Consider the following 24,554-nt stretch of genomic DNA (forward strand, 5'->3'; position numbering starts at 1 on the left):
ACATTTTAAAGAATGTTTCTTCCCATATAGACCACAGTGTTCCCATATTTATCTCAAATTTTATGTATTAGTTATCTTAGTTAGATTCAATCTTCCGCTTTCACTACCAGTAATTTTTCGGTGTCTAAGTCGGAATGCAGCATTTCTACTGCCGGCATAGCTTTATTGGCTTTGGCGGATAAATCTTTAAAGCGTTCTACTTTCCCCACTAAGCCCTGGTTGCCCACTAATGCGGTAACGGCGCTATTATAATGGCCGTTTACCGTTGATAAGGTATTGCCTAATTTAGCCAGGCGTTCGGCAACCAAGCAGATTTGATTATAAATATCGCCGGCCCGTTCGCTGATTTCCCGCGCTTCGGCGTTGCCTCGTTCAATACGCCATAAATTCGCCACGGTACGTAAAATCGGCATCAGCGTTGTGTGCGAAACCAGGATCACATTTTTTTCATAGCCGTAATTGAACAGGTTTAAATCCGCTTTCATGGCTTCAATATAGGCGGGTTCCACCGCCACAAACATCAGTACAAAATTCGGGCTGCGCATGCCTATTAGGTTGGTGTAATCTTTGCGCCACAAATCATCCATATGATTACGTACCGATTTGACGTGTTCGCGTAAAAAGTGTTGACGTTTATTTTCATCATCGGTACTGACCGCGTTTTCATAGGCGACTAACGACATTTTACTGTCAATGACCAAATGTTTATTGTCGGGCAAATGCACCACGAAATCCGGGTAATTGTTTTTGCCCTGCGCATCTTTAAAATGCGCTTGCGCTTCGTAATGTTCGCCCTTCACCAATCCCGCTAATTGCAAGGCGCGTTCAAGCTGCATTTCTCCCCAGTTACCTAAGGTTTTCTTTTCGCCTTTTAATGCGGAGGTGAGGTTGTTCGCCTCCTGCGACATTTGATTACCGATATTCAATACCCGCTTAATTTCCGATTCTAAATTCGCATTGCCTTTCAGCGATTCCGAATGAATTTCGTTCACCCGCTTTTGAAAACCGTCGATTTGTTCACGAAAAGGTTTTAAAAGCGCATCCAGCGCGATTTGGTTAGACTGGCTGAAACTTTGACTTTTTTCTTCTAAAATGCGGTTGGCCAAATTCTGGAATTCCGCAGAAAGCTGCTGTTTGCTCTGGGCAAACGCCTGTTGCTGTTCGGCAAAATTTTTCTCTTTTTCGGATAGCGTTGTTTTTAATTCCGTGAGTTCTTGCGAAAGTGCGGTCGTTTTTTCCTGAATTTTGTTTAAATCCTGTTCTTTGCGCGCCACCGCGTTTTGGCTTTCAACCAATTGTTGCTGTAGGTTGGTGACTAACGCGGAAGCAACACCGAAACGTTCCTTTAAGGTATTCATGCTGCCGGTAAGGGTTTCGTGGCGAAGCTGCTCTTCGTTTAATTCCGTTTGTAACCCCTGAATTAGTTCGTTGCGTTCCTGCAAACGGATTTGCAACCCTTCCGCTGTGGTTTGCGCTTTAATTACATCCTGATCCAATTGATTTTTTGCCGCGGTTAAAGTATCGAATTTTTCCAATAACTGATTGAAATCAAGAATATTTTTATTCAAGTCCTGTTGCAGTTCCTGCACATCGCGTTTGCGTCGCGCCATAATAAATAAAAAAATCAGGCAAATGACTGCCAGCACTACGGTGGCAATCTGAAAAGGGTCTTGCGGTAATGGGTATAAATCAAGCATTGAAATTTCCTTATTTTTAGCGACGGTATTTTGTTTCATAAAAATATGCAGTCAGGCAAAAGTATAAACTAAAATGGCTTTAATCGCCTAACAAGGGAACAAATAAAGGTATTTTTATTGTCAATTTAACGGTTTATTGTTAATCTCAAACCCATTATCGACAACAGGAATTAACCATGAGCGAACCTCTTTTTCAACATACGAAAACGGAAGAATGTTGCCCGCAGTGCGGCTCGCCGTTGCAAATCAAACAAGGGAAAAAAGGCAAGTTTTTAGGTTGCAGCGCGTATCCTGCCTGCGATTACCTCAAACCGCTTTCGAATCAATCGGAAAGCCGTATTATTAAACAGCTTGATGAATGCTGCCCGCAATGCGGCCATCCGTTGTTGATACGGCAAGGCAATTTCGGTATGTTTATCGGTTGTGGCAATTACCCTCAATGTCATTTTATTGTTCATGAAGACGAGCAACCGCCGGCGGAAGAAAGCGTTGCTTGTCCGGAATGCGGCAAGGGTGAGCTGATTTCCCGCCGCGGGCGTCAAGGTAAATATTTTTATGCCTGTAATCGATATCCGCATTGTAAATTTACCTTACCGGGTAAGCCTTATTTGCAGGATTGCCCGCAATGCGGCGGGCATATTTGTCTGCTCAAAAAAGAGAACGAAACGTACCGCACTTTTTTATGTGTGAATAAATCCTGTCGGCACCAGTTTGATCGTAAAAAAGAGAAGACGTAAAAATGGAATTAGCTCAAATTGTAGAACGCCTTAAAAAAAATGAAGTCGTTGCTTATCCGACCGAAGCCGTATTCGGACTGGGCTGTAACCCGAATAGTAAAAGTGCGGTAGAAAAACTGTTAATTTTGAAGCAACGCCCGGTGGAAAAAGGGCTGATTTTAGTCGCCCATAAATTAGACTTGTTACTGCCGTTTATTGACGAATCGCGGCTTAAGCAATCCCACTGGCAACTTCTGACGCAACAATATGATTGCCCGACTACTTGGGTTGTGCCGGCAAAATTAAGCGTGCCGAAATTTATCACCGGTCAATTTGATAGCGTCGCGGTGCGATTATGCACTCATCCTGCGGTGGCGCAACTTTGTGAACAAACGGGGTTTGCCCTCACTTCAACCAGCGCCAATCTTTCCGGTCTGCCGCCGTGTAAAACGGCGCAACAAGTGCGGTCACAATTCGGCGAATTTTTTCCGGTGCTGGATATGGCGGTGGGAAATGCGGTTAACCCTTCGGAAATCCGGGATATTTTCAGCCGACAGATTTTTCGGCGGGGATAAATCATGCAACTGAAATCAAGTCTTATTGTTAATCAACATTTACGGCTGGAACAAATCACCGAGGATGATGCAGAACCCGTTTTCCGGTTGATTTGCCGGCAACGGGATTATCTCTCCCGCTGGCTGCCGGGCGTGGGATTGACTTCCAACGTAAGCAGTACCCTTAAATTCATTCGTTCCCTTAAACCGCTGGAGCAGGTTTTTACCATTCGCCGTGACGATGAAATTATCGGCTTGGTGAGCTTTAATAAAGCGGATTATTCAAATCTGAAACTTGAAATCGGTTATTGGCTTTCTCAATCCGAGCAAAAGCAGGGCATTATGACCCAATGCGTGCAAACAATGATAGATTATGCTTTTAATCAATTATATTTTAACCGGATTCAAATCAAATGTGCGATAGGCAATACCGCAAGCAAAGGAATCCCGCAGCGTTTGGGTTTTCAGCTGGAGGGTATCGAACGGCAGGGCTTGTTGCTGCTTTCCGGCGAATTCGCCGATTTTGAAATTTACAGTATGCTGGCTCAAGATTGGAAAAATAAACAGGATAAACAAATTATGGATACATACGCTGTGTGGGGCAACCCGATTGCGCAAAGTAAATCACCCGCCATTCACAAAATTTTTGCCGAACAAACCGGGCAGAACATGAAATATATTGCCATGTTAGGCGATGAACAACATTTTGAGCGGCAATTACAGGAATTTTTTGCGCAAGGCGCCAAAGGGTGCAACATTACCGCTCCTTTTAAAGAGCGGGCTTATCGGCTTGCCGATGAATACAGTGAGCGAGCTTTAACCGCCGGCGCCTGTAACACATTGAAAAAACTGGAAAACGGCAAACTTTATGCGGATAACACCGACGGTGCCGGATTGGTGAGTGATTTGCAGCGTTTAGGCTGGTTGAAGCCGAATCAGCAGATATTAATTCTCGGTGCCGGTGGCGCTACTAAAGGCGTGTTGTTGCCGTTATTACAGGCTCAACAGAAAATCCTGATTGCTAACCGCACTTTAGCGAAAGCGGAGGAATTAGCGGAAAAATTCAGCCCGTACGGTGAAATCCGCGCGGTGGAACTGAAGACAATTCCGCCGTACCGATACGATGTTGTCATTAATGCAACGTCTCTCGGTTTAACAGGTAAAACCGCAGATATTCAGCCGGAAATTTTGCAACAAGCCGGTGCGGTTTACGATATGCAATATGCTAAAGAGACTGACACGCCCTTTATTGCCTTAGCCAAATCCCTTGGCGTAAACAATGTCAGCGACGGTTTTGGCATGCTGGTAGGGCAGGCGGCGCATTCTTTCCGATTATGGCGGGGGATAATGCCCGATATAGAAGTGCTGCTGAACCGCGGTATTTGATTTAATTAGGCGAGTTAGTACGCCGTAAAACAATTTGATTTTTTTACTTCATTTAGGAACTTTTATGTACAAAACTTTCAAAAAATTAACCGCACTTTTAGGTGCGTTAGCCGCCTTGTCCGCTTGTCATTCTGCGGTTCAACCGGCAAAAACAGTGTTTCTTGCCGGTGCCACCGGCGTAATCGGCGAGCCCTTAGGTAAAGCGTTAGTCGCCAAGGGCTATCATGTTTACGGTACGACCCGAAGCGCCGAAAAGGCAAAACAGCTGGAAGCGGACGGAATAACGCCTGTTGTGCTGGATATTTATGATGCCGCCGCGGTAGAAAAAGCGGTGGTTAATGCCAAACCGGATGTGGTCATCAGCCAGCTTTCTTCTCTGCCAAAAGGTCTGAAAGAAGAGGAAATGGCGGAAGGCCTGAAACGTGACAATAGAATCCGCATTGCAGGCACCCGTAATTTGATAGCGGCGACGGAAAAAGCCGGTACGCCGAAATTTATCACGCAAAGCTTTGTTTTCTACGCGGAAAGCGCAACGCCGCCGATTGAAGAATCAGCGTTGCTTTCTACTAAAGATCCCGTTTACGGCGAATCAACGGCGGCTATGATGAATTTGGAAAAACAAACCTTAGCCGGTAAATTTACGCCGGTTGTATTACGTTACGGTTGGATTTACGGCGGAAAATCCGGATTTAACGCGCCGATTGAAGGTTACTCGACAATTCACATTGATGCGGTGGTGGATGCAACGGTCCGAGCGGTAGAGGCGGATTTAAAGGGAATTTACAATGTGTCCGAAGCCAGCCCGTTTATCAATATCGATAAATTCAGAAAAGCCGTTCCCGGGTGGAAAGATAAGTAGCTTCCGATGATAAAACTTTTAAAACCCGTTGATGTTAAATCCAATGAAAAACAGGCTTTGCTTTGGTCTTGGCTTTATGTGTTCGCGCTTTTTTTAGCCTATTATACTCTTCGCCCCATTCGAGACGAATTGGGAGCAGCCGGCGGCGTAACGCAGCTCACCTGGCTGTTTACCGGTACTTTGGTGGCAATGCTAATGTTAACGCCTCTTTACGGTTATTTGGTTAAACATTGGAAACGTGAGAAATTTATTACGATTTCCTATCGTTTTTTTATGCTGAATTTAGTCGTTTTTGCGATGTTAATGGCGATGGCAACAGGTGATGTGTTAGTTTGGACCGGACGTATATTCTTTATTTGGGTATCGGTATTTAACCTGTTTGTGGTGTCGGTATTTTGGTCATTGATGGCGGATATTTTCAATACGGATCAAGGTAAACGTCTTTTCGGTTTTCTGGCGACGGGTTCCACTATAGGTGGAATTGCAGGTTCCGCCTTCGTTTCGTTTTTTGCAGACGTATTCAGTAATTATATATTGTTGCTAATGGCAATTTTGTTGTTGGAAATGTCTGTTCTAGCGGCAAAAAAACTATCTAAATTAGGCGAAATCGAGCTCAGGGCGTCAAATTCGGCGGGTAGATTCAATCAAGAAATCGGCGGTGGTGTTTTAGACGGACTGAAACGCACCTTTCAATCGCCTTATTTGCTTGGTATTTCAGGATTTATTCTGCTTTATTCGATTACCAGCACGGTATTGTATTTCCAGCAGGCGGAGATAGTAAACAGCACCTTTAGCGATCGGGCTGAACGCACGGCATTTTTTGCCAATATTGATTTGTGGGTAAACAGCCTGACTTTGTTTTTCCAGTTCGGGTTAACGGGCAGAATGATGAAATATATTGGTATTTTACCGGTGCTTTCATTATTGCCGCTATTTAGCGTCATCAGTTTTGCTGCACTTGCCATGAATCCGACCATCGTCGTATTTGTTTTGGTACAAGTATCGCGCCGAGTAGCTAATTTTGCCTTTGCCCGCCCTTCCCGCGAAGTGTTATTTACCCGCCTGAGTCGTGAAGATCGCTATAAAGCTAAAAATGTGATTGATACGTTAATTTATCGTTCCGGCGATCAAATCGGTTCTTGGGGTTATGCGGGTTTGGGTGCGCTGGGGTTGAGCTTAACCGGCATTTCCTGGCTCACGGTGCCGGTGTGTGTATTATGGTTCGGATTAAGTATCTGGCTTGCCGGGAAAGAAGACGTAGACTAACGGGTTTTTTAGCTTTTAGGATTAAGGTTTGTTTATCTTTTATAACCGGTTGCGTTGTCGCATAAAATAAAGAAAAAGCTCCTGTTTTTAACATTTTTACAATTTTTACTTTCTTCCTTATTGCCGCTTATTTATACTAAGCGCCTTATTTTTTCAGAAGGAAAGCGGCATGAGTGTTTACGCTTACATTTGTTTCTTATTCAGCATTTCTATTTTTCTTGCATTTTTTACCCGGAAAATCAGCGCCCGAATTCAATCTACTATTGCCATTACCGCCTCGGCGATGATTGGTTCGTTAGTGTTAATTCTTTTCGGTTATTTCGGCTGGTTTAAGGTAGAAGATATCGCCATCCATATTATGGAACGGGTGGATTTTAAAAACTTTCTGCTCAACGGTATGCTCGGCTTTTTGTTATTCGCCGGTTCGTTGGGCATTAAATTGCCGTTAATGAAAGAACAACGGCGGGAAATTGCAGTATTTGCGCTGTTTTCAACACTTGCCTCTACCTTCTTCATTGGTATTTTAATTTATTATGCCGCCATGTTAGTGGGTTTGCGGATTGATTTTGTTTACTGTTTGGTGTTCGGTTCGCTGATTTCGCCTACCGACCCGATTGCGGTACTTGCCATCATCAAAAATCTGAAAGCGCCGAAGCGTTTATCCATGCAGGTAGAAGGGGAGTCACTGTTTAATGACGGTGTCGGTTTGGTGATTTTTACCACTTTATTTGCCGTGGCGTTTAACGGGCAGGAGCCGACTTTTTCCGGTGTGTTCGGGCTGTTTTTAAAAGAAGCGGTGGGCGGAATTTTGTTCGGTTTTGTAATGGGATTTGCCATTCATTTGCTTATCACTTTCACAAAAGAGGTCAGCCTTGAAATCCTGTTGACGCTTACAATTCCGACGGCAGGTTTTATGCTTGCCAACCTGCTGCATATTTCGGGCGCTTTGGCTATGGTGACTTCAGGTATTATTATCGGCAACTGGACGCGTCGCCAGGGCTTCTCGGAACGTAACCGTTATTTTCTTGATCATTTCTGGGAAATGATTGACCACTCGCTTAATTCGTTATTGTTCTTTTTAATTGGGTTAGCGTTGTTATTGGTGGAATTTACTTTTGAAAGTTCAATGCTTATGTTATTGGCGATTCCCGTTTGCTTAATCGGGCGTTATGTCAGCTTATGGATCCCTTATCAAATTATGAGCCGCTTTCGCCGCTATAATCCTTATACCTTGCGCATTCTTACCTGGGGCGGATTACGGGGCGGTCTGGCGCTTGCAATGGCGTTATCTATCCCGTCCAATGTGGTGAACATTAGCGGTAACGGAATGAATCTGGATTTGCGTGATGTAATAATTCTGATGACTTATGCAGTGGTGATGTTTTCGATTTTGGTACAGGGTACCACCATTGAGAAAATGATTGAAACCTCGAAAGTTATCGATCCGAAGCGCGATGCTTACGTGAAATTGGGCGGTTCGAGAGATTACCCGCCGCATATTTAGTCATTTCGCCTGCATCCGCCTAGTATGAACGGCGGATGCAGATGTTGTTCTTATCATTCCGCCAAAAGCGTTTCCAATTCTTCCTGTGCAGTCAGCCAATGAGCTTCCGCTTCTTCCAGCGCTTTTCTGGTTTGTACCTGCTGCGTTAAAAGTGCGGTCAGTTTTTCTTTATTTTCTGTCTGATAAAGCCCGGAATCCGCCAGTCGAACTTCAATTTCGGTAAGCTGAGCGGTCAGTTTATCCATTTCCGTTTCAAATTTTGCAATTTGTTTACGAATCGGCGCGGTTTGCTGGCGTAATTCCGCTTCGCGGCGTTTTTGTTCTTTGCGGTTTTGACCGGAATTTTCATTATTTGATTCTTTAGAAACTTCCGTATTTTTGACCGCACTTTTTTCCTGAACGTTGAGGTCATTCAGCCATTTGGCATAATCCTCCAAATCACCGTTGAATTCTTCTACTTGTTTATCATGTACCAGATAAAATTCTTCCACCGTGTTACGCAATAAATGGCGGTCATGAGATACCACCACCAGTGATCCCTGATAATCCACTAAGGCTTCCGTTAAAGCCTGCCGCATATCCAAATCCAGGTGGTTGGTAGGTTCGTCCAGTAGCAGTAAATTCGGACGTTGCCACACAATTAAGGCAAGCACCAAACGGGCCTTTTCGCCGCCGGAAAATTGCTTTACCGGATCTTTCACTTTGTCGCCGTGAAAGGCAAAACCGCCGAGATAATTGCGCAGTTCCTGTTCCGTTTGTTGCGGCGCCAGTTTTTGCAAATGCCAGAGTGCGGATTCATCAGCCCGCAGCGTATCCAACTGATGTTGAGCGAAATAACCGAGCTGCACGCCTTTGGCTAACTGTAGGACGCCCGAACGCGCCGTTAATTCGCCCGCCAGTAATTTGATCAAAGTGGATTTACCGGCGCCGTTTTTGCCCAGCAACCCGATGCGGGAGCCGGGTACCAAATTGAGTTTGATTTTTTGCAGAATTTCCACCGCACTTTCACCTTCACCGTAACCGGCGGAAGCTTTATCGATCATTACCAAAGGGTTCGGTAGAGAAAGCGGTTCGCGAAATTCGAAGGTGAAAGGGTTATCCACATGGGCGGGCGCAATACGTTCCATGCGTTCCAGCGCTTTCATGCGGCTTTGCGCTTGTTTCGCTTTGGTGGCCTTGGCTTTGAAACGATCGATATATTTTTGCAGATGGGCTATTTTGTCCTGTTGTTGGCGAAACAGTGCGTTTTGTTGCGCCAGTTTTTCCGCCCGTTGCAATTCAAAAGAGGAATAATCGCCGGTGTATTCATTGAGTTTTTTATCTTCAATATGAATAATTTTATTCACGATAGGATCAAGAAAATCCCGGTCGTGGGAAATCAGTACTAAAGTGCCCTGATATTGCACCAGCCAGCGTTCCAACCAGATCACCGCATCTAAGTCCAAATGGTTGGTGGGTTCGTCCAGTAATAATAAATCCGACGGGCATAACAGCGCTTGTGCCAAATTCAAACGCATGCGCCAGCCGCCGGAAAAGGATTTTACCGGGCGACCGAGTTCTTCCTGGGAAAAGCCCAGACCGTGCAACAAGGCCGAGGCGCGGGATTGAACGGTCCAGGCGTCAATAATGTCGAGTTGTCCGTGAATGCGGGCGATAGCATTACCGTCGTTATGTTCGTTGGCAAGCTTCAATTCTTTTTGTAACCGGCAATAAGTGCGGTCGCCCTCAATGACATAATCCAACGCGGAAATGTTCAGCGCAGGGGTTTCCTGATTCACCCAGGATACCGCCCAGTCGGCGGGATAATTAATCTCACCGCCCTCGGGTTGATTTTCTTTTTTTAATAAGGAAAAGAGCGAAGATTTGCCGCAGCCGTTTTTACCGACTAAACCGACTTTTTGTTTTGGATTGATGGTTGCGTTCGCTTCTTCAAGTAAAAGATTGAGACCGCGCTTTAAGGTTAAATTTGAAAAAAAAATCATTATTTATCGATATTTATTATAGAATGTCCGGAGTTTGTTTATTTTCTCTTTTTTTTAGGTTAGTTTGCAATGTTTGATTCTTTATTTGTCCAATTCGTCGTGTTATGGGCGGTAATTGACCCAATCGGTTCCGTCCCCGTTTACTTATCGAAAACGGTTGGGTTGTCTGTAGAAGAACGTCATAAAGTCGCCCGCAAATCCGTAATTATTGCCACAATTGTGCTAATGTTCTTTTTGGTTATCGGACAAGGTTTATTCGAAACCATGCAGATTCCGCTTTCCGCCTTCCAGATTGCCGGCGGGCTGGTGTTGCTTTTATTTGCCTTAACCATGATTTTTGGTGAAGGTAAGCCCGAAACCGAGATGAAAATGCGCACAAGTTTAAGTGAACTGGCGGTTTATCCGCTTGCCGTTCCGTCTATCGCCTCGCCCGGCGCGATGATGGCGATTGTCTTATTAACGGATAATCATCGCTTTGATTTTTTTGAACAATGCCTAACCACCGTAGTGATGTTGTTGATTCTGTTTATTACTTATTTGCTGTTTTTGATAGCGAATAAAATTCAACGGGTAATCGGTAACACGGGGGCTGCGGTGATCAGCCGGGTAATGGGATTGATTTTGGCCGCAGTCGCAGTGAACAACGTATTGGTGGGAATTCGGGATTTTTTCGGTATTGCCCTTTAAAATTTAAGAAACATTCAGAGACAGGGGGGATTTCCCCCTGTTTTTTATCTTGAAATCAGGCTTGGTATAAGCGGTAACTTACCTGTCCCGTTGTTTTTTCTTTTAACAATTGCCAATGAGGCGGGGTAAGAAGCGGTTTATCCCGTTCCGTTTCAACATAAATTAACGCGTCCGGTTTTAACCAGTTATTTTGCCCAAGCAGTTCAATGGCTTTATCCGCTAAGCCTAAATGAAAGGGCGGGTCAAGAAAAACCAGATCAAACTGCGGTAAATTTTGTCCGAATTTTAAATAATCCAGACTGTTTTGATTTAACACCTGTCCTTGTTCGACGGGCACATTTAAGGTTTGCAGGTTTTTTTTAAGTTGTGTCGCCGCTTGTTTGTCCAATTCTAAAAAAGTCACGCCTTGAGCCCGGCGGGAAAGCGCCTCAAATCCTAAAGAACCCGCACCGGCAAAACAATCTAAACAAACGGCATCCGCAATATAAGGCATTAACCAGTTAAACAACGTTTCTTTTACCCGATCTCCGGTGGGGCGCAAACCTTGCGCATTCAGAACCGGTAATTTCCGTCCGCGCCATTTGCCGGCGATGATTCTTACCTCGCCTTTGCTTTGATTCGGTTTAGAGTTTGATTGATTTGAACGAGTTGAATTTGTATTTTTTTTCATAGAGGATTGGTAAATAAATGTTACACTATGGCGTTTGAATAGTGTAACAAAATCCGGGCGTATTTAAAACGCTCGCAATTTCGGGGTCTGTTTATAAAAGATTAAACAGGCCCTAGAGAGAATGAGAGAAATTTATGGCAGATGAAAAGAAAAAAAGCGGTTTTTGGTCATGGCTCGGTTTAGGCAAAAAAGAAGCGGGCGATTCAGCCGAAAAACAAGCGGACCAAGCGCCGTCGGCCTATGAGAAAGCGGAACAAACCGTTGAGGAAACAAAACGGAAAATTGATGAGCTGGCGAATCAGGCACAAGGCATTGCCGAACAGGTAAAAGATCAGGTTGATGAAATTAAAGAAGATTTAGCGGATAAACTGGAACAGACTAAACAAGATATTGTTCACCAAGTGGAGCAGGTTCAGGTTGAGGCGGAACAAAAATTCGAACGGACAATTGAAAAATTTTTAAATTCCGAACCGCAGTCTGATGAAAACCAATCCGAGCAAGAGAAAATTGAAGCGGTTTCCGCAACAGAAAAGGAGCAACAAACGGCGGAAGCAACCCATAGTACGGATCTTGATGTGAATGAGGTCACCGTAGAAACGCAGGAAAAACCGGGCAAGGGCGGTTTCTTCAGCCGATTGGTTAAAGGTTTGCTGAAAACCAAACAGAATATCGGCGCCGGTTTTTTGAGTTTATTTACCGGTAAAAAAATTGATGATGAGTTATTTGAAGAATTGGAAGAGCAACTTTTGATTGCCGATATCGGTGTGCCGACCACTGCCAAAATCATCAAAAATCTTACCGAACACGCAAGCCGGGCGCAATTAAAAGATACGCAGGCGCTGTATCAACAGCTCAAAGTGGAAATGGCGGAGATTTTAAAACCTGTGGAACAGCCTTTAATCGTTGATACGGGCAGAAAACCTTATGTAATTTTAATGGTCGGCGTGAACGGCGTGGGTAAAACCACGACTATTGGTAAACTTGCGCGTCAATTCCAACAACAAGGTAAGTCCGTTATGTTGGCGGCGGGCGATACCTTCCGGGCGGCGGCAGTGGAGCAACTGCAGGTATGGGGCGAGCGCAATAATATTCCCGTGGTGGCGCAAAGTACGGGTTCGGATTCCGCTTCAGTGATATTTGATGCCATGCAATCGGCGGCGGCGCGCAATGCGGATATTTTAATTGCGGATACCGCAGGGCGTTTACAAAACAAAAATAACCTGATGGACGAGCTGAAAAAAATCGTTCGGGTGATGAAAAAGTATGACGAAAGCGCGCCTCATGAAATCATGCTGACCCTTGATGCGGGCACCGGTCAAAATGCCATCAGCCAGGCAAAATTATTCCATGAAGCCGTGGGATTGACCGGTATCAGTCTGACAAAACTGGACGGTACGGCAAAAGGCGGTGTAATTTTTGCCATTGCCGACCAATTTAACCTGCCGATTCGTTATATCGGTGTTGGCGAGAAAATTGAGGATTTACGTCCCTTCCATGCGGAAGAATTTATTGACGCCTTATTTACTCACGAAGAAAATTAATTGCTAAAGTATACTAAGAAACAAGGCGAACAAATATGTTCGCCTTGTTTTTAGCCGATGAAAACGGATGTCATACTTAAAGATCCGCCTACAAGGTGATCATTAAAGAGCTCGACATTGTCTTGTTCTTCCCGCATTGCTACGACATACAGCAACGGTAAATAATGTTCCGGTGTCGGCACTGATAACATTGCCGGCCGCCCGAGTCGTTCAATATGGGTCAGCAGTTCGATATTATTTCCCGCAATCGCCCGGTTAATTTGATCCCTGAATTCATAAGCCCAGTCATAGCCCGCATCCAATCGGTTAATATGTTCATAACTGAGAGCGGATAAATTATGTACGATATTGCCGCTTGCAAGAATTAATACGCCCTGTTCGCGTAAAGATTTTAATTTTTGTGCTAAAGCAAAATGCCATGAGGCGGGTTTGGTGCGATCCAGACTTAGCTGAATAACCGGAATATCCGCCTCGGGATAAAGGTGTTTCAACACCGCCCAAGCACCATGATCATAACCTCTGTCCGGGTTTAATCTTACTTCTTCGGGGGCAAGTAACTGTTGAATTTGCGCCGCCAGTCGGGGATTTCCCGATGCCGGATACTGAACCCGGCTTAATTGCGGAGGGAATCCGTAGAAGTCATAAATCATTTTCGGGTTTGCGCCGCTTTGTACTTCCAGCTCTTTACTGTACCAATGGGCGGAAATACATAAAATCGCTTTTGGTTTGGCAAAAGTGCGGGTGATTTCGGCGAATTTTTGATTGAACGGATTATTCTCCTCAATCACGTTCATCGGACTGCCGTGCCCTACAAAAATAGCGGGTTGTTTCATAAAATTTCCTAAATAATAACCCCGCTTAATTTTAAGCAGGGTTTCGATTAGCTTAGAGAGTATAAGACAGATTATAACGCGGCTTTAACGGCATCCGCCAGGCTGGTGGTCGGGCGGCCAAGAATTTGTTCCAGTGTTTTATCTTCGGAATATAATGCACCTTTTGACACATCGACATCCCATTCTGCGATTAAGCCTGCAAAACCTTCCGGCAGTCCAGCCTTCACTAAGGCGGCGGCATAATCTTGTGCCGGAATATCAATATAAGGGATTTGTTTGCCGGTTTGTTTTGAAATTTCGGCGGCTAAATCCGCTAAAGTCCAGCTTGTCGAGCCGGCTAATTCATAAGTTTTGCCTTCATGACCTTCGCTTAACGCCACATTTACCGCTGCCTCGGCAAGATCGGCGCGGGTTGCGGATGCAATTTTACCGTCTTTTGCCGAACCGTAGAAAGCGTTGTTGGCTAAAGCCGCACCAATGGAACCTGTGTAGTTTTCAGTATACCAGGTGTTGCGCAAAATAGTGAAAGGCACGCCCGATTCTTTCAATGCCTGTTCCGTAGCGACATGTTCGCCGGCTAAGGATTTCACCGTATTTTCATTGCTTGCACCTAACAGGCTGGTATAAATAATGTGTTTTACGCCCGCTTTTTTCGCCGATTGAATCACATTGTTATGCTGCGGAAAACGTTGCCCGATCTCATTACCGGAAACTAAAATTAAGGTATCTACGCCGTTTAACGCTTCTACCTGTCCTTCAATATTGGCATAGTCGAATTTACGCGCTTGCGCATTGGAAATTTTTTCCGGCGAACGCACTAAAGCGATAACATTTGCTTTGCGTTGAACTAGTAAGTCTAACGCGATTGTGCCAAATTGTCCGGTTGCTGCGGTGATTGCGATTGTTTTAGTTGTCATCATAATGTTCCTTTTTATTACAAATAGTTTGTTTTGTTTGCCAGGTTGGCTGTCGGAGGTTATAATATATCAATACTTACTTTTTGGAAGTACTTACGTAAATGTAAGTATTAAAATAAATTTAAAATATTTTTTAACGTATTGATTTTTAAGGAAATAAAAATGAATAATTTTTTTGAACGGGGAAACGTATTAGCAGCGGCCTGCCCTTCAAGACAGATTTTGCAACATTTGACCAGCAGATGGGGCGGATTGGTTTTAATAGCACTGCGTTCCGGCACTAAACGTTTTAGCGAATTGCGCAAAACCATCGACGGCGTAAGTGAGCGAATGCTGACGCAAACTCTGCAACAACTGGAAGAAGACGGCATGCTGGTGCGCAAATCTTATAACACTGTGCCGCCTCATGTGGATTATACCTTGACCGAATTCGGCGCACAGGCATCGGAAAAAATGTTTGAATTGGTGGATTGGTTAGAAAGCAATTTAAACGATATTTTAACTCACAAGGTAAGTAAACAATGAATCCGTGGATTTTACTGGCGATTTCCATCTTATTGGAAATTATTGCAACCAGCCTGTTAAAATTGAGCGACGGTTTTACCAAACTTATCCCCACGGTGGGTTCAATGTTGCTTTACGGTTTGTCTTTTTATTGCGTGTCTATCGTTTACCGCACGTTACCCGTAGGCATTGTTTATGCGGTTTGGTCCGGCGTGGGGATTGTGCTTACCGCCATCATCGCCTATTTTGCTTTCGGGCAGAAAATCGACGGTTCGGGGCTTGTGGGGATGCTGTTAATTGTCGGCGGTGTTCTTATCATTAATGTTTTTTCCCGTTCGGTTTGATAAAAGTGCGGTAAAATTTTTGAAAATTTCGGAGAGTAAATGAAAGTCGGGTTGGTTCTTGAAGGCGGTGCTATGCGCGGTATGTTTACCGCCGGCGTGTTAGATATCTTTTTAGACGAAAATATTCATATTGACGGTGCGGTAACCGTTTCGGCGGGCGCCTTGTTCGGCATTAATTTGCCTTCCAAACAGCGCGGGCGGGTTCTTCGTTACAACAAGAAATATTTGAACGACAAACGTTATATGGGGTTGCACAGCCTGTTGACCACGGGCAATATCGTTAACCGGGATTTTGCTTTTTACGAATTGCCGTATACTCTTGATCCTTTTGATCAGCAAACATTCGCCCAATCGGACATGGATTTTTGGGTTACTCTCACTAATGTGGAAACGGGCGAGGCGGAGTATTTTAAAATTCAGGACGCTTTTGAGCAAATGGAAGTACTGCGCGCCACATCAGCCATGCCTTTCGTATCAAAAATGGTGGAAATTAACGGCAAAAAATATTTGGACGGCGGCATTGCCGACAGCATTCCGCTACAGAAATGTTTCGATTTAGGTTACGATAAAGTGATCGTAGTGTTAACCCGTCCGCTGGAGTACCGCAAAACGCCGAGTTCAAAAACCTTATTCAAATTGTTTTACCCGAACTATCCGCAGCTGGCGGCACGTTGGGCACAGCGTTATGCGGATTATAATCAAACCGTGGAACGTATTATTAAGTTAAACGACGAGCAAAAAATTTTTGTGATTCGTCCTTCTGAAAGTCTGAATATCAGCCGGTTGGAAAAAGATCCCGAGATGATTCAACGAATGTATGAACTAGGTTTAAAAGACGGTAAAGCGGCAATCGCCGGATTGCGGGAATATTTGGCGAAATAAAAAAGTGCGGTGAAATTTTTCTATTTTTCACCGCACTTTTATTTGCAGAACCAGGGTCTGTTTATAAAAGATAAACAGACTCTATAATTATTTACGATTCAGCCAGGCCATATATTCGGCAACACCTTCGGCAACGTTTTTAAATTTAAAATCGCAACCGGCGGCGCGTAGTTTGGTTAGATTCGCCTGTGTATATTCCTGATAGCGGGATTTTAAATGGTCCGGGAACGGAATGGTTTCGATTTCGCCTTTACCATGGAATTTCACTACCGCTTCGGCCACGGCTTTAAAACTTTCTGCATTGCCGGTGCCCAGGTTAAAGATGCCGGAAACACCGTTTTCCCATGCCCAAAGGTTAACTTCCGCTACATCGCCCACATAAACGAAATCTCGCAGGAAATGTTCGGAACCGGCAAATAATTTCGGATTTTCGCCTTTTAAAATCTGGTTATTTAAGTGGAACGCGACGCTCGCCATTGAACCTTTGTGCTGTTCGCGCGGCCCGTATACATTGAAATATTTAAAGCCGCAAACCGGTGAGTTGGCTTCAGGCAGAATGGCGCGAACATATTGGTCGAATAAGAATTTTGAATAACCGTAGGCGTTTAACGGCCCTTCGAATTCGCGTTCTTCGATGAAATCCGTTTTATCGCCGTAAGTGGCGGCGCTTGATGCGTAGAAGAACGGAATTTCGCGATCTAAGCAGTAATGCAGCAACTCTTTGGAATATTCATAGTTGTTATGCATTAAATATTTACCGTCCCATTCGGTGGTCGCCGAGCAGGCGCCTTCATGGAACACGGCGTCGATATCACCTAAATCGTCACCTGCAATGACGGAAGAAATAAAATCTTCTTTATCGCAATAATCCGCGATATCCAAATCGACAAGATTAATGAATTTTGTCCCGTCTTTCAGGTTATCCACTACTAAAATATCTTTGCGCCCCATATCGTTTAACGCTTTTACGATATTGGCGCCAATCATGCCGGCGCCACCGGTTACGATAATCATAATAATTGTCCTTTTCTTTATTTGCGGAAATTAGGTCTATTGTAATAGATTTTGTCCGGAAGTGCTAAAAAAGTGCGGTGAATTTTTGAGGATTTTTTATTTACCCGCTTTCCCGTTCCCTTAATGTGCTTATCAACTGGATACATTCGGTTTGCGGATCTTTTTCGGTTTGAAGTAATTCCGCCAGTTTTTTACCGGCGGTTTCGCCTAGTTTTGCGTAGGGGATGTTTAAGGTTGTGAGTGCGGGGTAGGTGGTTTGGCTGATTTCAAGATCGCCCAAGCCGATAATGGCGACATCGTAAGGAATGCCGATGTGCTGTCGTTGCGCCTCAAAAAGTGCGCCGCAGGCAAGCTCGTCGGATAAAAATACGAAAGCGTCAATGCAGCCCCATGTTGAAATCGCTTCATTAAATAATTTTGCGCCGGCGGAAAAAGAAACGGGTTCCGAGCAATGCAGAATCTGGTGGGAATTTAAATGGTTGGCATGCAGCGCCGAATGCCAGCAGGCTAAATATTGTTGGAAAATCGCCTGCTCCTGCTGCGCGCAAAGCAAGCCGATATCCCGATAGCCTTTAGCGACTAAAAAACTTATCACTTTTTGCACCGCACTTTTACTGTCCACGCAAACATTAATGCCTAACGGATTTGCCTGTTTTGAACCGATTTCCAAACAAATTAATCCGCTGTTTCGGATCCACTGCGCTTCGGTGCTTGGGCATTGCAGATTCAGCAGGATAACGGCTAACGGTGAGTTATTGATTAATTCGCGCAGCCAGCCTTTTTTATTTGCGACAAGAATAATAATTTGTAAATCAAGGGGTTGCAGTTCTTTTTGGAGTGAGTTAAGAATAAGGTTGTTTTCAACGGAAACTAATGATGAAGTAACGATAACGATATTGCGGGAAGATACGGAAGCCAATTCGCGTGCGGCGGAATTCGGCACATAACCTAATTTTTGTACCGCTTCGTGAATTTTTTGACGTAAATTTTCGGACACCATTTTCGGCGTGCGTAAAGCACGGGAAACGGTCATAGTGCCGACACCTACTTCTTTTGCTACGTCGGCAAGCGTGACTTTGCCTGTTGAACGTCGGTTTTTATTTGAATTATTGGCTAACGACATGCTAATCCTCCTACAACTACAACATTAAAGTACGATAAAAAACAGCCTAGGGAAATTATTTTTTATAAAAAATGTTACCGCTATCACAAAATTAAATTTTTCTTATTGATAACGCTATCATTGAGGTTTACATTGTGATCACTTCAAAACAGAAGAGGTCTTTTATGCTTAAACAATTTTTACCCCTTTCTCACATTCAATATGTGGATTCCGTTGAAAACTGGCAGCAGGCGGTGCAGTTAAGCGCTGCGCCTTTGTTAGCGGAACAGTTGATTGAACCCCGTTATGTGGAACGTATTTTTCAAATTCATCGGGAAATCGGCCCTTATTATGTGATTGCACCGCAAATCGCTATGCCTCATTCTCGCCCGGAAGACGGTTCGAATGCGCAGGCGTTGTCGTTGGTTGTGTTGAAACAAGGGGTAAATTTCGGTTCGGATAACGACCCCGTTCAGTTGGTGTTAATGCTGGCGGCAAAAGACAGTGAATCTCACTTGGAAATGCTTTCGGCGGTGGCTGAATTATTCTCGGATGAAGAAGCGGTACAACAAATTATTCAATCTACGACAGTTTCTGAAATCGCAGAGATTGTTCATCGTTATTAAGTTTATTACAGGAGAATCATTATGAAAATTATGGCGGTTTGCGGTCATGGCTTAGGCAGTAGCTTCATGATGGAAATGAACATTAAAAAAGCGTTAAAAACCTTAGGTAAAGAGGCGGAGGTCAGCCATCAGGATCTGGCCTCCGTTACGGCGAATGAAGCGGATTTATTCGTAATGGGTGCGGATATTGCCAACAGTAGCGGTTTGCCTGCCGACAAAGTGGTGGTAGTCAAAAATATTGTCAGCGTAAAAGAATTCGAAGAAAAACTTGCCGAATATTTCAATCAATAGGAGATAACCTATGGACTCAATACTTTTCTTTATATTAGATATTTTAAAAGTGCCGTCGGTGTTGGTGGGGTTAATTGCCTTGGTCGGTTTAGTGGCTCAGAAAAAAGCTTTTCCGGACATCATCAAAGGAACGGTTAAAACAATTTTAGGTTTCCTTGTGTTAGGCGGTGGGGCAACCGTATTGCTGAGCTCGTTAACTCCGCTTGGCAGTATGTTTGAACACGCGTTCAACGTACAGGGAATTATTCCGAATAACGAAGCAATCGTTTCCATGGCGCTTGAAAAATACGGCACGGCGACCGCACTTATTATGGCCTTCGGTATGGTGGCGAACATTATTGTGGCGCGTTTTACCCGTTTAAAATTCATTTTTTTAACCGGCCATCATACCTTCTATATGGCTTGTATGATTGGCGTCATTTTAACCGTTGCCGGTTTTGAAGGCGTGCAATTGGTGTTTGTGGGCGCATTAACTCTTGGTTTAATCATGGCGTTTTTCCCGGCAATCGCCCATTTCTACATGAAAAAAATTACCGGTAGTAACGATGTGGGCTTCGGTCACTTCGGTACCATCGGTTATGTGCTTTCCGGCGCTATCGGTCAGGCTGTAGGTAAAGGTTCGCCCTCTACCGAAGAAATGGATTTGCCAAAAAATTTAAGTTTCTTACGCGATAGTTCAATTTCGATCTCCTTAACCATGATGATCATCTATTTCGTTCTTGCTATCGCTTCCGGTAACGAATATGTTTCCACTCACTTTAGTAATGGTCAGCATTATTTGGTTTACGCCACAATTCAAGCCATTACCTTTGCAGCCGGCGTTTACGTCATTCTGCAAGGTGTGCGTTTAATCTTGGCTGAAATTGTGCCTGCCTTTACCGGTTTCTCAGAAAAATTGGTGCCGGATGCAAAACCCGCATTAGACTGTCCGATTGTTTTCCCTTATGCGCCGAATGCGGTTTTAGTGGGCTTCTTATCCAGCTTTATGGGCGGTATTATCGGTTTAGTATTGCTCGGTCAGCTTAACTGGGTATTGATTCTTCCGGGAGTGGTACCGCACTTTTTCTGTGGTGCCACAGCGGGTGTCTTCGGTAATGCGACCGGCGGTCGTCGCGGTGCAATTCTAGGTGCATTTGCCCACGGTTTATTGATCACTTTCCTGCCGGTGTTCTTATTACCGGTATTAGGTTCCCTCGGCTTTGCCAATACCACCTTCTCAGATACGGATTTTGGCGGTGTAGGTATCGTGTTAGGTAATATGGCGCAGTTTATGTCCAAAGATATGATTATGATCGTGATTGTGGCTATCTTCCTGTTGCTTGTGGGCTACAACTATTTAGCGAAAAAACCGGTAAAAACTGAAGAATAGCTAAGTTGTATAAATAACATTATGCCCTGGCTAAAGCCGGGGCATTTTTGTTAAAAGTGCGGTAGAAAATCACGAAATTTTTCATATTGCCGATTTTAATTGGAAAGTGATAAAAATCACAGTTTTCAGATTTTTTTGATGTATCATATAAAAAAGTTAGAATTCTCACATGAAAAGAATTCAAAGAAGGAGATATTATGCACCCGCAAGAATTGGCGAAATTTATTGACCACACTGCATTAACTGCGGAGAAAACGGCGCAGGACATCATTAAACTTTGTGATGAAGCGATTGAAAATCAGTTCTGGTCTGTGTGTATCAACCCATGTTATATTCCGTTGGCAAAAGAAAAATTAGCGGCAACAAATGTGAAAATCTGCACGGTTATCGGTTTTCCGTTAGGGGCTAATTTAACTTCGGTGAAAGCTTTTGAGGCGCAGGAATCCATTAAAGCCGGCGCACAGGAAATTGATATGGTGATTAATGTAGGCTGGATTAAATCCGGCGAATGGGACAAAGTGCGATCGGATATTCAGGCGGTTTTGCAGGCTTGTAACGGCACTTTATTGAAAGTGATTTTAGAAACCTGTCTGTTAACGCCGGACGAAATCGTAAAAGCCTGTGAAATTTGCCGTGATCTGAAGGTGGGCTTTGTGAAAACTTCAACCGGCTTTAATAAAGACGGTGCAACGGTGGAAGATGTGGCGTTAATGCGTCAAACCGTCGGCGATAAACTCGGCGTAAAAGCCTCCGGCGGTATTCGCGACACTGAAACCGCGATGGCGATGATTAACGCGGGTGCAACCCGTATCGGCGCAAGTGCCGGAATCGCAATCATCAAAGGCCTGCAAGATAATAGCGGCGGTTACTAGGGTCTGTTTATAAAAGATAAACAAAACCTAAAGATTGATTGAGCCTGTTGCGATGGATAAAAAAGTTCAAACCCGTTTAAATCAGCTGAATTTATTGACCCGCCGGCTCAGTTAACTCCATAAAAACCCCGAAATTTCACCTCACTTTTATGATTTGCCCGTCGCCGGTAGGTGGGTATTATGGCGTTCGCGTTCCATCATATGGTGATGCGCGCCTTTGGCAAGCATGCGTAATTGCAGAATCAGGCGCTCTTTGAGCAATTCCCGTTCTTTATTGTTCATATCTAAGGCGTTGGCGCCGGCGGTAAATACAATGGTTACCATACCTTCCGATTGCACGTAAGCCACGTATTCCGAATAATTGTTTTTATTTGCCAAATATTCGGCGAGTTCATCCACAAAATGTTTGATTTCCCGCGCTGCGGCGGTACGAAAAGCCTGTGATGTGCCGGAACTTTCGCGTAACAGCAAACGGAAAACGTTAGGGCTGTGGGCGATAAATTCAAAAAAGGTTTCCACCGAAATAACAATGACACTGCCGCCTTTTTCAATGCGTTTTCGGGCCTGGCGCATAAGTTGGCGCAGGGTTAAACCCGCCTCGTCCACCATGGTTAAGCCTAATTCGTCCATATCCTTAAAATGACGATAAAACGAGGTCGGCGCAATACCCGCCTCTCTCGCCACTTCCCGTAAACTTAAATTCGAAAAGCTTTTTTCGGCATTTAATTGGTTAAACGCCGCATCAATTAATGCGCGGCGGGTTTTTTCTTTTTGTATTGCACGAACGCCGGCCATATTAATCACCTTCCGTATGTAAAATCGCTTTTACAGCATCACCCACGGCATTCGCCACTCGTTCATAGCGGCTACGAAGCGGTGAGCCGGGACGGTAAACCAGCGCGATGGTACGTTTGGGCTCAGGGTCGGTACAAGGAATATATTTTACCCCGGCTCTTGTGCCTTCATTTAGCATTGCCAGTTCCGGCATCAAGGTCATACCGGCATTTGCCGCAATCATGTTACGTAAGGTTTCCAAACTTGTGGCCTGGAAATGCGAATTTTCGCGCGCACCCGCGGTAAAACAATAACCCAACGCTTGATCCCGCAGGCAGTGTCCGTCATCTAACATAAGTACTTCATGGCCTTGTAATGCATGCATTTTAATTGATTTTTCTTTTGCCCAAGGATGTTGTTCGGAAACCGCCAATAACATTCTTTCATTGAAAATAGGCACTTCAATAAAAGGTTCCGTTTCCGGGACAGTGGCTAAAATTGCACAATCTAAGCGGCCGGATTCCAGTTGATCTAATAAGTGCGAGGTTTGCGCTTCATATAAATACAATTCTAAATCCGGGAAAGCTTCCTTTAATGCAGGCATAATATAAGGTAGCAAATAAGGACCGACGGTCGGGATAACGCCGAGATGCAGAGGCCCGGTCATTTCTTTACCTTGATTACTTGCCATTTCTTTCAGTAATTTGACTTCACGCAAGACTTTTTTAGCCTGTTCTACTAGAATAAGCCCTGATTGGGTGAATAAAACCTTACGGCTGGTACGTTCTAACAAGGTAATTCCAAGTTCATCTTCCAGTTTACGGATTTGTCCGCTCAAGGTCGGTTGACTGACATGGCAAGCATCCGCCGCGCGACGGAAATGTTTATATTCAGCAAGGGCTGCAAGGTACTCAAGATCTCGAATATTCATTTTTTACCTCGTTATAGAAAAAAACGATTGAAAGCATAGAATTAATTGATTGTAACTATAACATAAAATTGCCTATAATCCAGTCATCAAAATAAATAAGTCCATTAAAAGAGGAAAAATTATGTCAAATATGGAAGGTAAAAAAGTCCCTCAAGTTACATTTCACACCCGTCAAGGCGATGCTTGGGTCGATGTAACTTCAGCTCAACTTTTTGATAATAAAACCGTTGTGGTATTTTCATTACCTGGCGCTTATACGCCGACTTGTTCGTCAAGCCATTTACCGCGTTACAACGAATTAACGCCGGAATTTAAAAAATTAGGTGTTGATGATGTGATTTGCGTATCGGTAAACGATACATTCGTTATGAACGCATGGAAATGTGATGAAGATGCCGATAATATCACCGTTCTGCCGGACGGCAACGGCGAATTCACCGAAGGCATGGGCATGTTGGTGGATAAAGAAGAGCTGGGTTTCGGTAAACGTTCGTGGCGCTATTCTATGCTGGTAAAAAACGGCGTAATCGAAAAAATGTTTATTGAACCGAACGAACCGGGCGATCCGTTCAAAGTTTCCGATGCGGACACCATGATCAAATTCATCAAACCGGATTGGGAGCCAAAACCGTCAGTCGCGTTATTTACTAAACCGGGTTGCCCGTTCTGCGCGAAAGCGAAAGCGCTGTTAACGGAAAAAGGCTATCCGTTTGAAGAAATTGTGTTAGGCAAAGACGCTACCGTTACTTCGGTACGTGCTATGAGTGGTCGTGCCACATTCCCTCAAGTGTTTATCGGCGGTAAACATATTGGCGGCAGCGATGATTTAGAAGCTTATTTCGCTAATAAATAAGCCTTAAAAAATCGCTAAAAAAGAACCGCACTTTTAATATTAAAAGTGCGGTTTGTTTTTCTGAAATTTTGTGATGTTAATAATGCGGCGGCGGTGTTTCTTCCGCTTGCGTTGCGATGTTAGCCGGTTGTAAATCCTTCAATTTATTGGCCACATGACGCATTTGCAATTGCATTTTATCAATGACGAACTGCTGTTCGATCAATGCCTGATTGAGCTCTTCGATTATCCCTTCCTGAAAGGTAATTTTCATTTCCAGTTCTGCAATCCGTTGCTCTAAATTTGCTGAGTTTTGCATAGTAATCCCAAATAAATGTTGTACAATAGCCAAATTGGCTTTACCCTATTCTAACAAAATCGGCGGTTAAATCCTCTTTAAT

The 24,554-nt window shown here is 44.1% G+C and carries 26 protein-coding genes and 1 pseudogene; 17 read left to right on the forward strand and 10 right to left on the reverse strand.

Annotated elements, in window-relative coordinates:
• Positions 1-86: 86 nt before the first annotated feature.
• Complete coding sequence (rmuC, locus tag MS_RS00605; RefSeq protein ID WP_050738247.1) at positions 87-1,697, reverse strand: DNA recombination protein RmuC; 1,611 nt, start codon at positions 1,695-1,697, stop codon at positions 87-89.
• Positions 1,698-1,873: 176 nt separating this feature from the next.
• Here rmuC and MS_RS00610 point away from each other — a divergent pair, with 176 nt between their 5' ends.
• The 7 genes and pseudogenes from MS_RS00610 to MS_RS00635 all read left to right on the forward strand — a co-directional run bounded on the left by MS_RS00610 (position 1,874) and on the right by MS_RS00635 (position 7,982).
• A complete protein-coding gene (locus MS_RS00610) occupies positions 1,874-2,434 on the forward strand; it encodes a DNA topoisomerase family protein (protein ID WP_011199314.1) in 561 nt (186 codons plus the stop codon).
• A 2-nt stretch (positions 2,435-2,436) separates the two neighbouring features.
• Positions 2,437-2,988 carry a Sua5/YciO/YrdC/YwlC family protein gene (locus MS_RS00615; protein ID WP_011199315.1) on the forward strand — a complete coding sequence of 184 codons (552 nt, stop codon included), beginning with the start codon at positions 2,437-2,439 and terminating at the stop codon, positions 2,986-2,988.
• Between the two features lie 3 nt (positions 2,989-2,991).
• Positions 2,992-3,444 (forward strand): annotated as a pseudogene (locus MS_RS11195) (GNAT family N-acetyltransferase); the annotation flags it as partial.
• A 102-nt stretch (positions 3,445-3,546) separates the two neighbouring features.
• Positions 3,547-4,353 carry a shikimate dehydrogenase gene (gene aroE / locus MS_RS11200; protein ID WP_041640119.1) on the forward strand — a complete coding sequence of 269 codons (807 nt, stop codon included), beginning with the start codon at positions 3,547-3,549 and terminating at the stop codon, positions 4,351-4,353.
• Positions 4,354-4,417: 64 nt separating this feature from the next.
• Positions 4,418-5,212: an NAD-dependent epimerase/dehydratase family protein gene (locus MS_RS00625; protein ID WP_083754304.1), complete on the forward strand. Its 795-nt coding sequence runs from the start codon at positions 4,418-4,420 to the stop codon at positions 5,210-5,212.
• 6 nt (positions 5,213-5,218) lie between these two features.
• Positions 5,219-6,478: an NTP/NDP exchange transporter gene (locus MS_RS00630; RefSeq protein WP_011199318.1), complete on the forward strand. Its 1,260-nt coding sequence runs from the start codon at positions 5,219-5,221 to the stop codon at positions 6,476-6,478.
• 169 nt (positions 6,479-6,647) lie between these two features.
• Entirely contained in the window at positions 6,648-7,982 is a 1,335-nt protein-coding gene (locus tag MS_RS00635; RefSeq protein WP_011199319.1) for a cation:proton antiporter, read from the forward strand.
• 53 nt (positions 7,983-8,035) lie between these two features.
• Here MS_RS00635 and MS_RS00640 read toward each other — a convergent pair whose 3' ends face one another.
• The gene (locus tag MS_RS00640; protein ID WP_011199320.1) at positions 8,036-9,964 is read right to left on the reverse strand and encodes an ABC transporter ATP-binding protein; all 1,929 of its coding nucleotides are present in this window, start codon (positions 9,962-9,964) and stop codon (positions 8,036-8,038) included.
• A gap of 69 nt (positions 9,965-10,033) precedes the next feature.
• Here MS_RS00640 and MS_RS00645 point away from each other — a divergent pair, with 69 nt between their 5' ends.
• On the forward strand, positions 10,034-10,651 hold the full coding sequence (locus MS_RS00645; RefSeq protein ID WP_011199321.1) for a MarC family protein: 618 nt from the start codon (positions 10,034-10,036) through the stop codon (positions 10,649-10,651).
• A 55-nt stretch (positions 10,652-10,706) separates the two neighbouring features.
• Here the strand turns inward: MS_RS00645 and rsmD are convergent, their stop codons facing one another.
• The gene (rsmD, locus tag MS_RS00650; protein ID WP_011199322.1) at positions 10,707-11,321 is read right to left on the reverse strand and encodes a 16S rRNA (guanine(966)-N(2))-methyltransferase RsmD; all 615 of its coding nucleotides are present in this window, start codon (positions 11,319-11,321) and stop codon (positions 10,707-10,709) included.
• A 134-nt stretch (positions 11,322-11,455) separates the two neighbouring features.
• Here rsmD and ftsY point away from each other — a divergent pair, with 134 nt between their 5' ends.
• Complete coding sequence (gene ftsY, locus MS_RS00655) at positions 11,456-12,862, forward strand: signal recognition particle-docking protein FtsY (RefSeq protein WP_011199323.1); 1,407 nt, start codon at positions 11,456-11,458, stop codon at positions 12,860-12,862.
• Positions 12,863-12,912: 50 nt separating this feature from the next.
• Here ftsY and ygiD read toward each other — a convergent pair whose 3' ends face one another.
• Together ygiD and MS_RS00665 are read right to left on the reverse strand one after the other, a co-directional pair.
• Positions 12,913-13,695: a 4,5-DOPA dioxygenase extradiol gene (gene ygiD / locus MS_RS00660; protein WP_011199324.1), complete on the reverse strand. Its 783-nt coding sequence runs from the start codon at positions 13,693-13,695 to the stop codon at positions 12,913-12,915.
• A gap of 71 nt (positions 13,696-13,766) precedes the next feature.
• Positions 13,767-14,612, reverse strand: a complete 846-nt coding sequence (locus MS_RS00665) for an SDR family oxidoreductase (protein ID WP_041639455.1) — start codon at positions 14,610-14,612, stop codon at positions 13,767-13,769.
• Between the two features lie 162 nt (positions 14,613-14,774).
• Here MS_RS00665 and MS_RS00670 point away from each other — a divergent pair, with 162 nt between their 5' ends.
• The 3 genes from MS_RS00670 to MS_RS00680 are packed head-to-tail and all read left to right on the forward strand — an operon-like array spanning position 14,775 to position 16,342.
• A complete protein-coding gene (locus MS_RS00670; RefSeq protein WP_041639456.1) occupies positions 14,775-15,137 on the forward strand; it encodes a winged helix-turn-helix transcriptional regulator in 363 nt (120 codons plus the stop codon).
• Positions 15,134-15,460, forward strand: a complete 327-nt coding sequence (locus tag MS_RS00675) for a DMT family transporter (RefSeq protein ID WP_011199327.1) — start codon at positions 15,134-15,136, stop codon at positions 15,458-15,460. Before MS_RS00670 ends, MS_RS00675 begins: the two co-directional genes overlap by 4 nt.
• 39 nt (positions 15,461-15,499) lie before the next feature.
• Complete coding sequence (locus MS_RS00680; protein ID WP_011199328.1) at positions 15,500-16,342, forward strand: patatin-like phospholipase family protein; 843 nt, start codon at positions 15,500-15,502, stop codon at positions 16,340-16,342.
• 87 nt (positions 16,343-16,429) lie between these two features.
• Here MS_RS00680 and rfaD read toward each other — a convergent pair whose 3' ends face one another.
• Both rfaD and MS_RS00690 read right to left on the reverse strand, forming a co-directional pair.
• Complete coding sequence (rfaD, locus tag MS_RS00685; RefSeq protein ID WP_011199329.1) at positions 16,430-17,356, reverse strand: ADP-glyceromanno-heptose 6-epimerase; 927 nt, start codon at positions 17,354-17,356, stop codon at positions 16,430-16,432.
• Between the two features lie 100 nt (positions 17,357-17,456).
• A complete protein-coding gene (locus tag MS_RS00690; RefSeq protein ID WP_011199331.1) occupies positions 17,457-18,479 on the reverse strand; it encodes a LacI family DNA-binding transcriptional regulator in 1,023 nt (340 codons plus the stop codon).
• A 164-nt stretch (positions 18,480-18,643) separates the two neighbouring features.
• Between MS_RS00690 and MS_RS00695 the strand changes: the two genes are divergently transcribed.
• The 4 genes from MS_RS00695 to deoC all read left to right on the forward strand — a co-directional run bounded on the left by MS_RS00695 (position 18,644) and on the right by deoC (position 21,616).
• Entirely contained in the window at positions 18,644-19,084 is a 441-nt protein-coding gene (locus MS_RS00695; protein WP_041639457.1) for a PTS sugar transporter subunit IIA, read from the forward strand.
• A gap of 21 nt (positions 19,085-19,105) precedes the next feature.
• Positions 19,106-19,375 (forward strand): PTS sugar transporter subunit IIB, encoded by a 270-nt coding sequence (locus tag MS_RS00700; RefSeq protein ID WP_011199333.1) that lies wholly within the window; start codon positions 19,106-19,108, stop codon positions 19,373-19,375.
• Positions 19,376-19,385: 10 nt separating this feature from the next.
• Positions 19,386-20,744, forward strand: coding sequence for a PTS ascorbate transporter subunit IIC (locus tag MS_RS00705; RefSeq protein ID WP_011199334.1), 1,359 nt, complete (start codon positions 19,386-19,388; stop codon positions 20,742-20,744).
• A gap of 197 nt (positions 20,745-20,941) precedes the next feature.
• Entirely contained in the window at positions 20,942-21,616 is a 675-nt protein-coding gene (gene deoC, locus MS_RS00710; RefSeq protein ID WP_011199335.1) for a deoxyribose-phosphate aldolase, read from the forward strand.
• 147 nt (positions 21,617-21,763) lie between these two features.
• On the opposite strand, the gene fabR is transcribed toward deoC, so the two are convergent.
• Positions 21,764-22,411: an HTH-type transcriptional repressor FabR gene (fabR, locus tag MS_RS00715; RefSeq protein ID WP_011199336.1), complete on the reverse strand. Its 648-nt coding sequence runs from the start codon at positions 22,409-22,411 to the stop codon at positions 21,764-21,766.
• Between the two features lies 1 nt (position 22,412).
• Positions 22,413-23,321 (reverse strand): DNA-binding transcriptional regulator OxyR, encoded by a 909-nt coding sequence (gene oxyR / locus MS_RS00720; protein WP_011199337.1) that lies wholly within the window; start codon positions 23,319-23,321, stop codon positions 22,413-22,415.
• Positions 23,322-23,442: 121 nt separating this feature from the next.
• On the opposite strand from oxyR, the gene MS_RS00725 reads away from it, so the two are divergent.
• Positions 23,443-24,174, forward strand: coding sequence for a redoxin family protein (locus tag MS_RS00725; RefSeq protein WP_011199338.1), 732 nt, complete (start codon positions 23,443-23,445; stop codon positions 24,172-24,174).
• Positions 24,175-24,250: 76 nt separating this feature from the next.
• Here the strand turns inward: MS_RS00725 and MS_RS00730 are convergent, their stop codons facing one another.
• Positions 24,251-24,472, reverse strand: a complete 222-nt coding sequence (locus tag MS_RS00730; RefSeq protein ID WP_011199339.1) for a SlyX family protein — start codon at positions 24,470-24,472, stop codon at positions 24,251-24,253.
• Positions 24,473-24,554: the final 82 nt, after the last annotated feature.

This window comes from [Mannheimia] succiniciproducens MBEL55E (assembly GCF_000007745.1).
GTDB lineage: Bacteria > Pseudomonadota > Gammaproteobacteria > Enterobacterales > Pasteurellaceae > Basfia > Basfia succiniciproducens.

What these genes read in the sequence shown, in the direction of transcription:
- rmuC (WP_050738247.1), bottom strand. Translation starts at nt 1,697, where the DNA reads ATGCTTGATTTATACCCATTACCGCAAGACCCTTTTCAGATTGCCACC.
- MS_RS00610 (WP_011199314.1), top strand. Translation starts at nt 1,874, where the DNA reads ATGAGCGAACCTCTTTTTCAACATACGAAAACGGAAGAATGTTGCCCG.
- MS_RS00615 (WP_011199315.1), top strand. Translation starts at nt 2,437, where the DNA reads ATGGAATTAGCTCAAATTGTAGAACGCCTTAAAAAAAATGAAGTCGTT.
- aroE (WP_041640119.1), top strand. Translation starts at nt 3,547, where the DNA reads ATGGATACATACGCTGTGTGGGGCAACCCGATTGCGCAAAGTAAATCA.
- MS_RS00625 (WP_083754304.1), top strand. Translation starts at nt 4,418, where the DNA reads ATGTACAAAACTTTCAAAAAATTAACCGCACTTTTAGGTGCGTTAGCC.
- MS_RS00630 (WP_011199318.1), top strand. Translation starts at nt 5,219, where the DNA reads ATGATAAAACTTTTAAAACCCGTTGATGTTAAATCCAATGAAAAACAG.
- MS_RS00635 (WP_011199319.1), top strand. Translation starts at nt 6,648, where the DNA reads ATGAGTGTTTACGCTTACATTTGTTTCTTATTCAGCATTTCTATTTTT.
- MS_RS00640 (WP_011199320.1), bottom strand. Translation starts at nt 9,964, where the DNA reads ATGATTTTTTTTTCAAATTTAACCTTAAAGCGCGGTCTCAATCTTTTA.
- MS_RS00645 (WP_011199321.1), top strand. Translation starts at nt 10,034, where the DNA reads ATGTTTGATTCTTTATTTGTCCAATTCGTCGTGTTATGGGCGGTAATT.
- rsmD (WP_011199322.1), bottom strand. Translation starts at nt 11,321, where the DNA reads ATGAAAAAAAATACAAATTCAACTCGTTCAAATCAATCAAACTCTAAA.
- ftsY (WP_011199323.1), top strand. Translation starts at nt 11,456, where the DNA reads ATGGCAGATGAAAAGAAAAAAAGCGGTTTTTGGTCATGGCTCGGTTTA.
- ygiD (WP_011199324.1), bottom strand. Translation starts at nt 13,695, where the DNA reads ATGAAACAACCCGCTATTTTTGTAGGGCACGGCAGTCCGATGAACGTG.
- MS_RS00665 (WP_041639455.1), bottom strand. Translation starts at nt 14,612, where the DNA reads ATGACAACTAAAACAATCGCAATCACCGCAGCAACCGGACAATTTGGC.
- MS_RS00670 (WP_041639456.1), top strand. Translation starts at nt 14,775, where the DNA reads ATGAATAATTTTTTTGAACGGGGAAACGTATTAGCAGCGGCCTGCCCT.
- MS_RS00675 (WP_011199327.1), top strand. Translation starts at nt 15,134, where the DNA reads ATGAATCCGTGGATTTTACTGGCGATTTCCATCTTATTGGAAATTATT.
- MS_RS00680 (WP_011199328.1), top strand. Translation starts at nt 15,500, where the DNA reads ATGAAAGTCGGGTTGGTTCTTGAAGGCGGTGCTATGCGCGGTATGTTT.
- rfaD (WP_011199329.1), bottom strand. Translation starts at nt 17,356, where the DNA reads ATGATTATCGTAACCGGTGGCGCCGGCATGATTGGCGCCAATATCGTA.
- MS_RS00690 (WP_011199331.1), bottom strand. Translation starts at nt 18,479, where the DNA reads ATGTCGTTAGCCAATAATTCAAATAAAAACCGACGTTCAACAGGCAAA.
- MS_RS00695 (WP_041639457.1), top strand. Translation starts at nt 18,644, where the DNA reads ATGCTTAAACAATTTTTACCCCTTTCTCACATTCAATATGTGGATTCC.
- MS_RS00700 (WP_011199333.1), top strand. Translation starts at nt 19,106, where the DNA reads ATGAAAATTATGGCGGTTTGCGGTCATGGCTTAGGCAGTAGCTTCATG.
- MS_RS00705 (WP_011199334.1), top strand. Translation starts at nt 19,386, where the DNA reads ATGGACTCAATACTTTTCTTTATATTAGATATTTTAAAAGTGCCGTCG.
- deoC (WP_011199335.1), top strand. Translation starts at nt 20,942, where the DNA reads ATGCACCCGCAAGAATTGGCGAAATTTATTGACCACACTGCATTAACT.
- fabR (WP_011199336.1), bottom strand. Translation starts at nt 22,411, where the DNA reads ATGGCCGGCGTTCGTGCAATACAAAAAGAAAAAACCCGCCGCGCATTA.
- oxyR (WP_011199337.1), bottom strand. Translation starts at nt 23,321, where the DNA reads ATGAATATTCGAGATCTTGAGTACCTTGCAGCCCTTGCTGAATATAAA.
- MS_RS00725 (WP_011199338.1), top strand. Translation starts at nt 23,443, where the DNA reads ATGTCAAATATGGAAGGTAAAAAAGTCCCTCAAGTTACATTTCACACC.
- MS_RS00730 (WP_011199339.1), bottom strand. Translation starts at nt 24,472, where the DNA reads ATGCAAAACTCAGCAAATTTAGAGCAACGGATTGCAGAACTGGAAATG.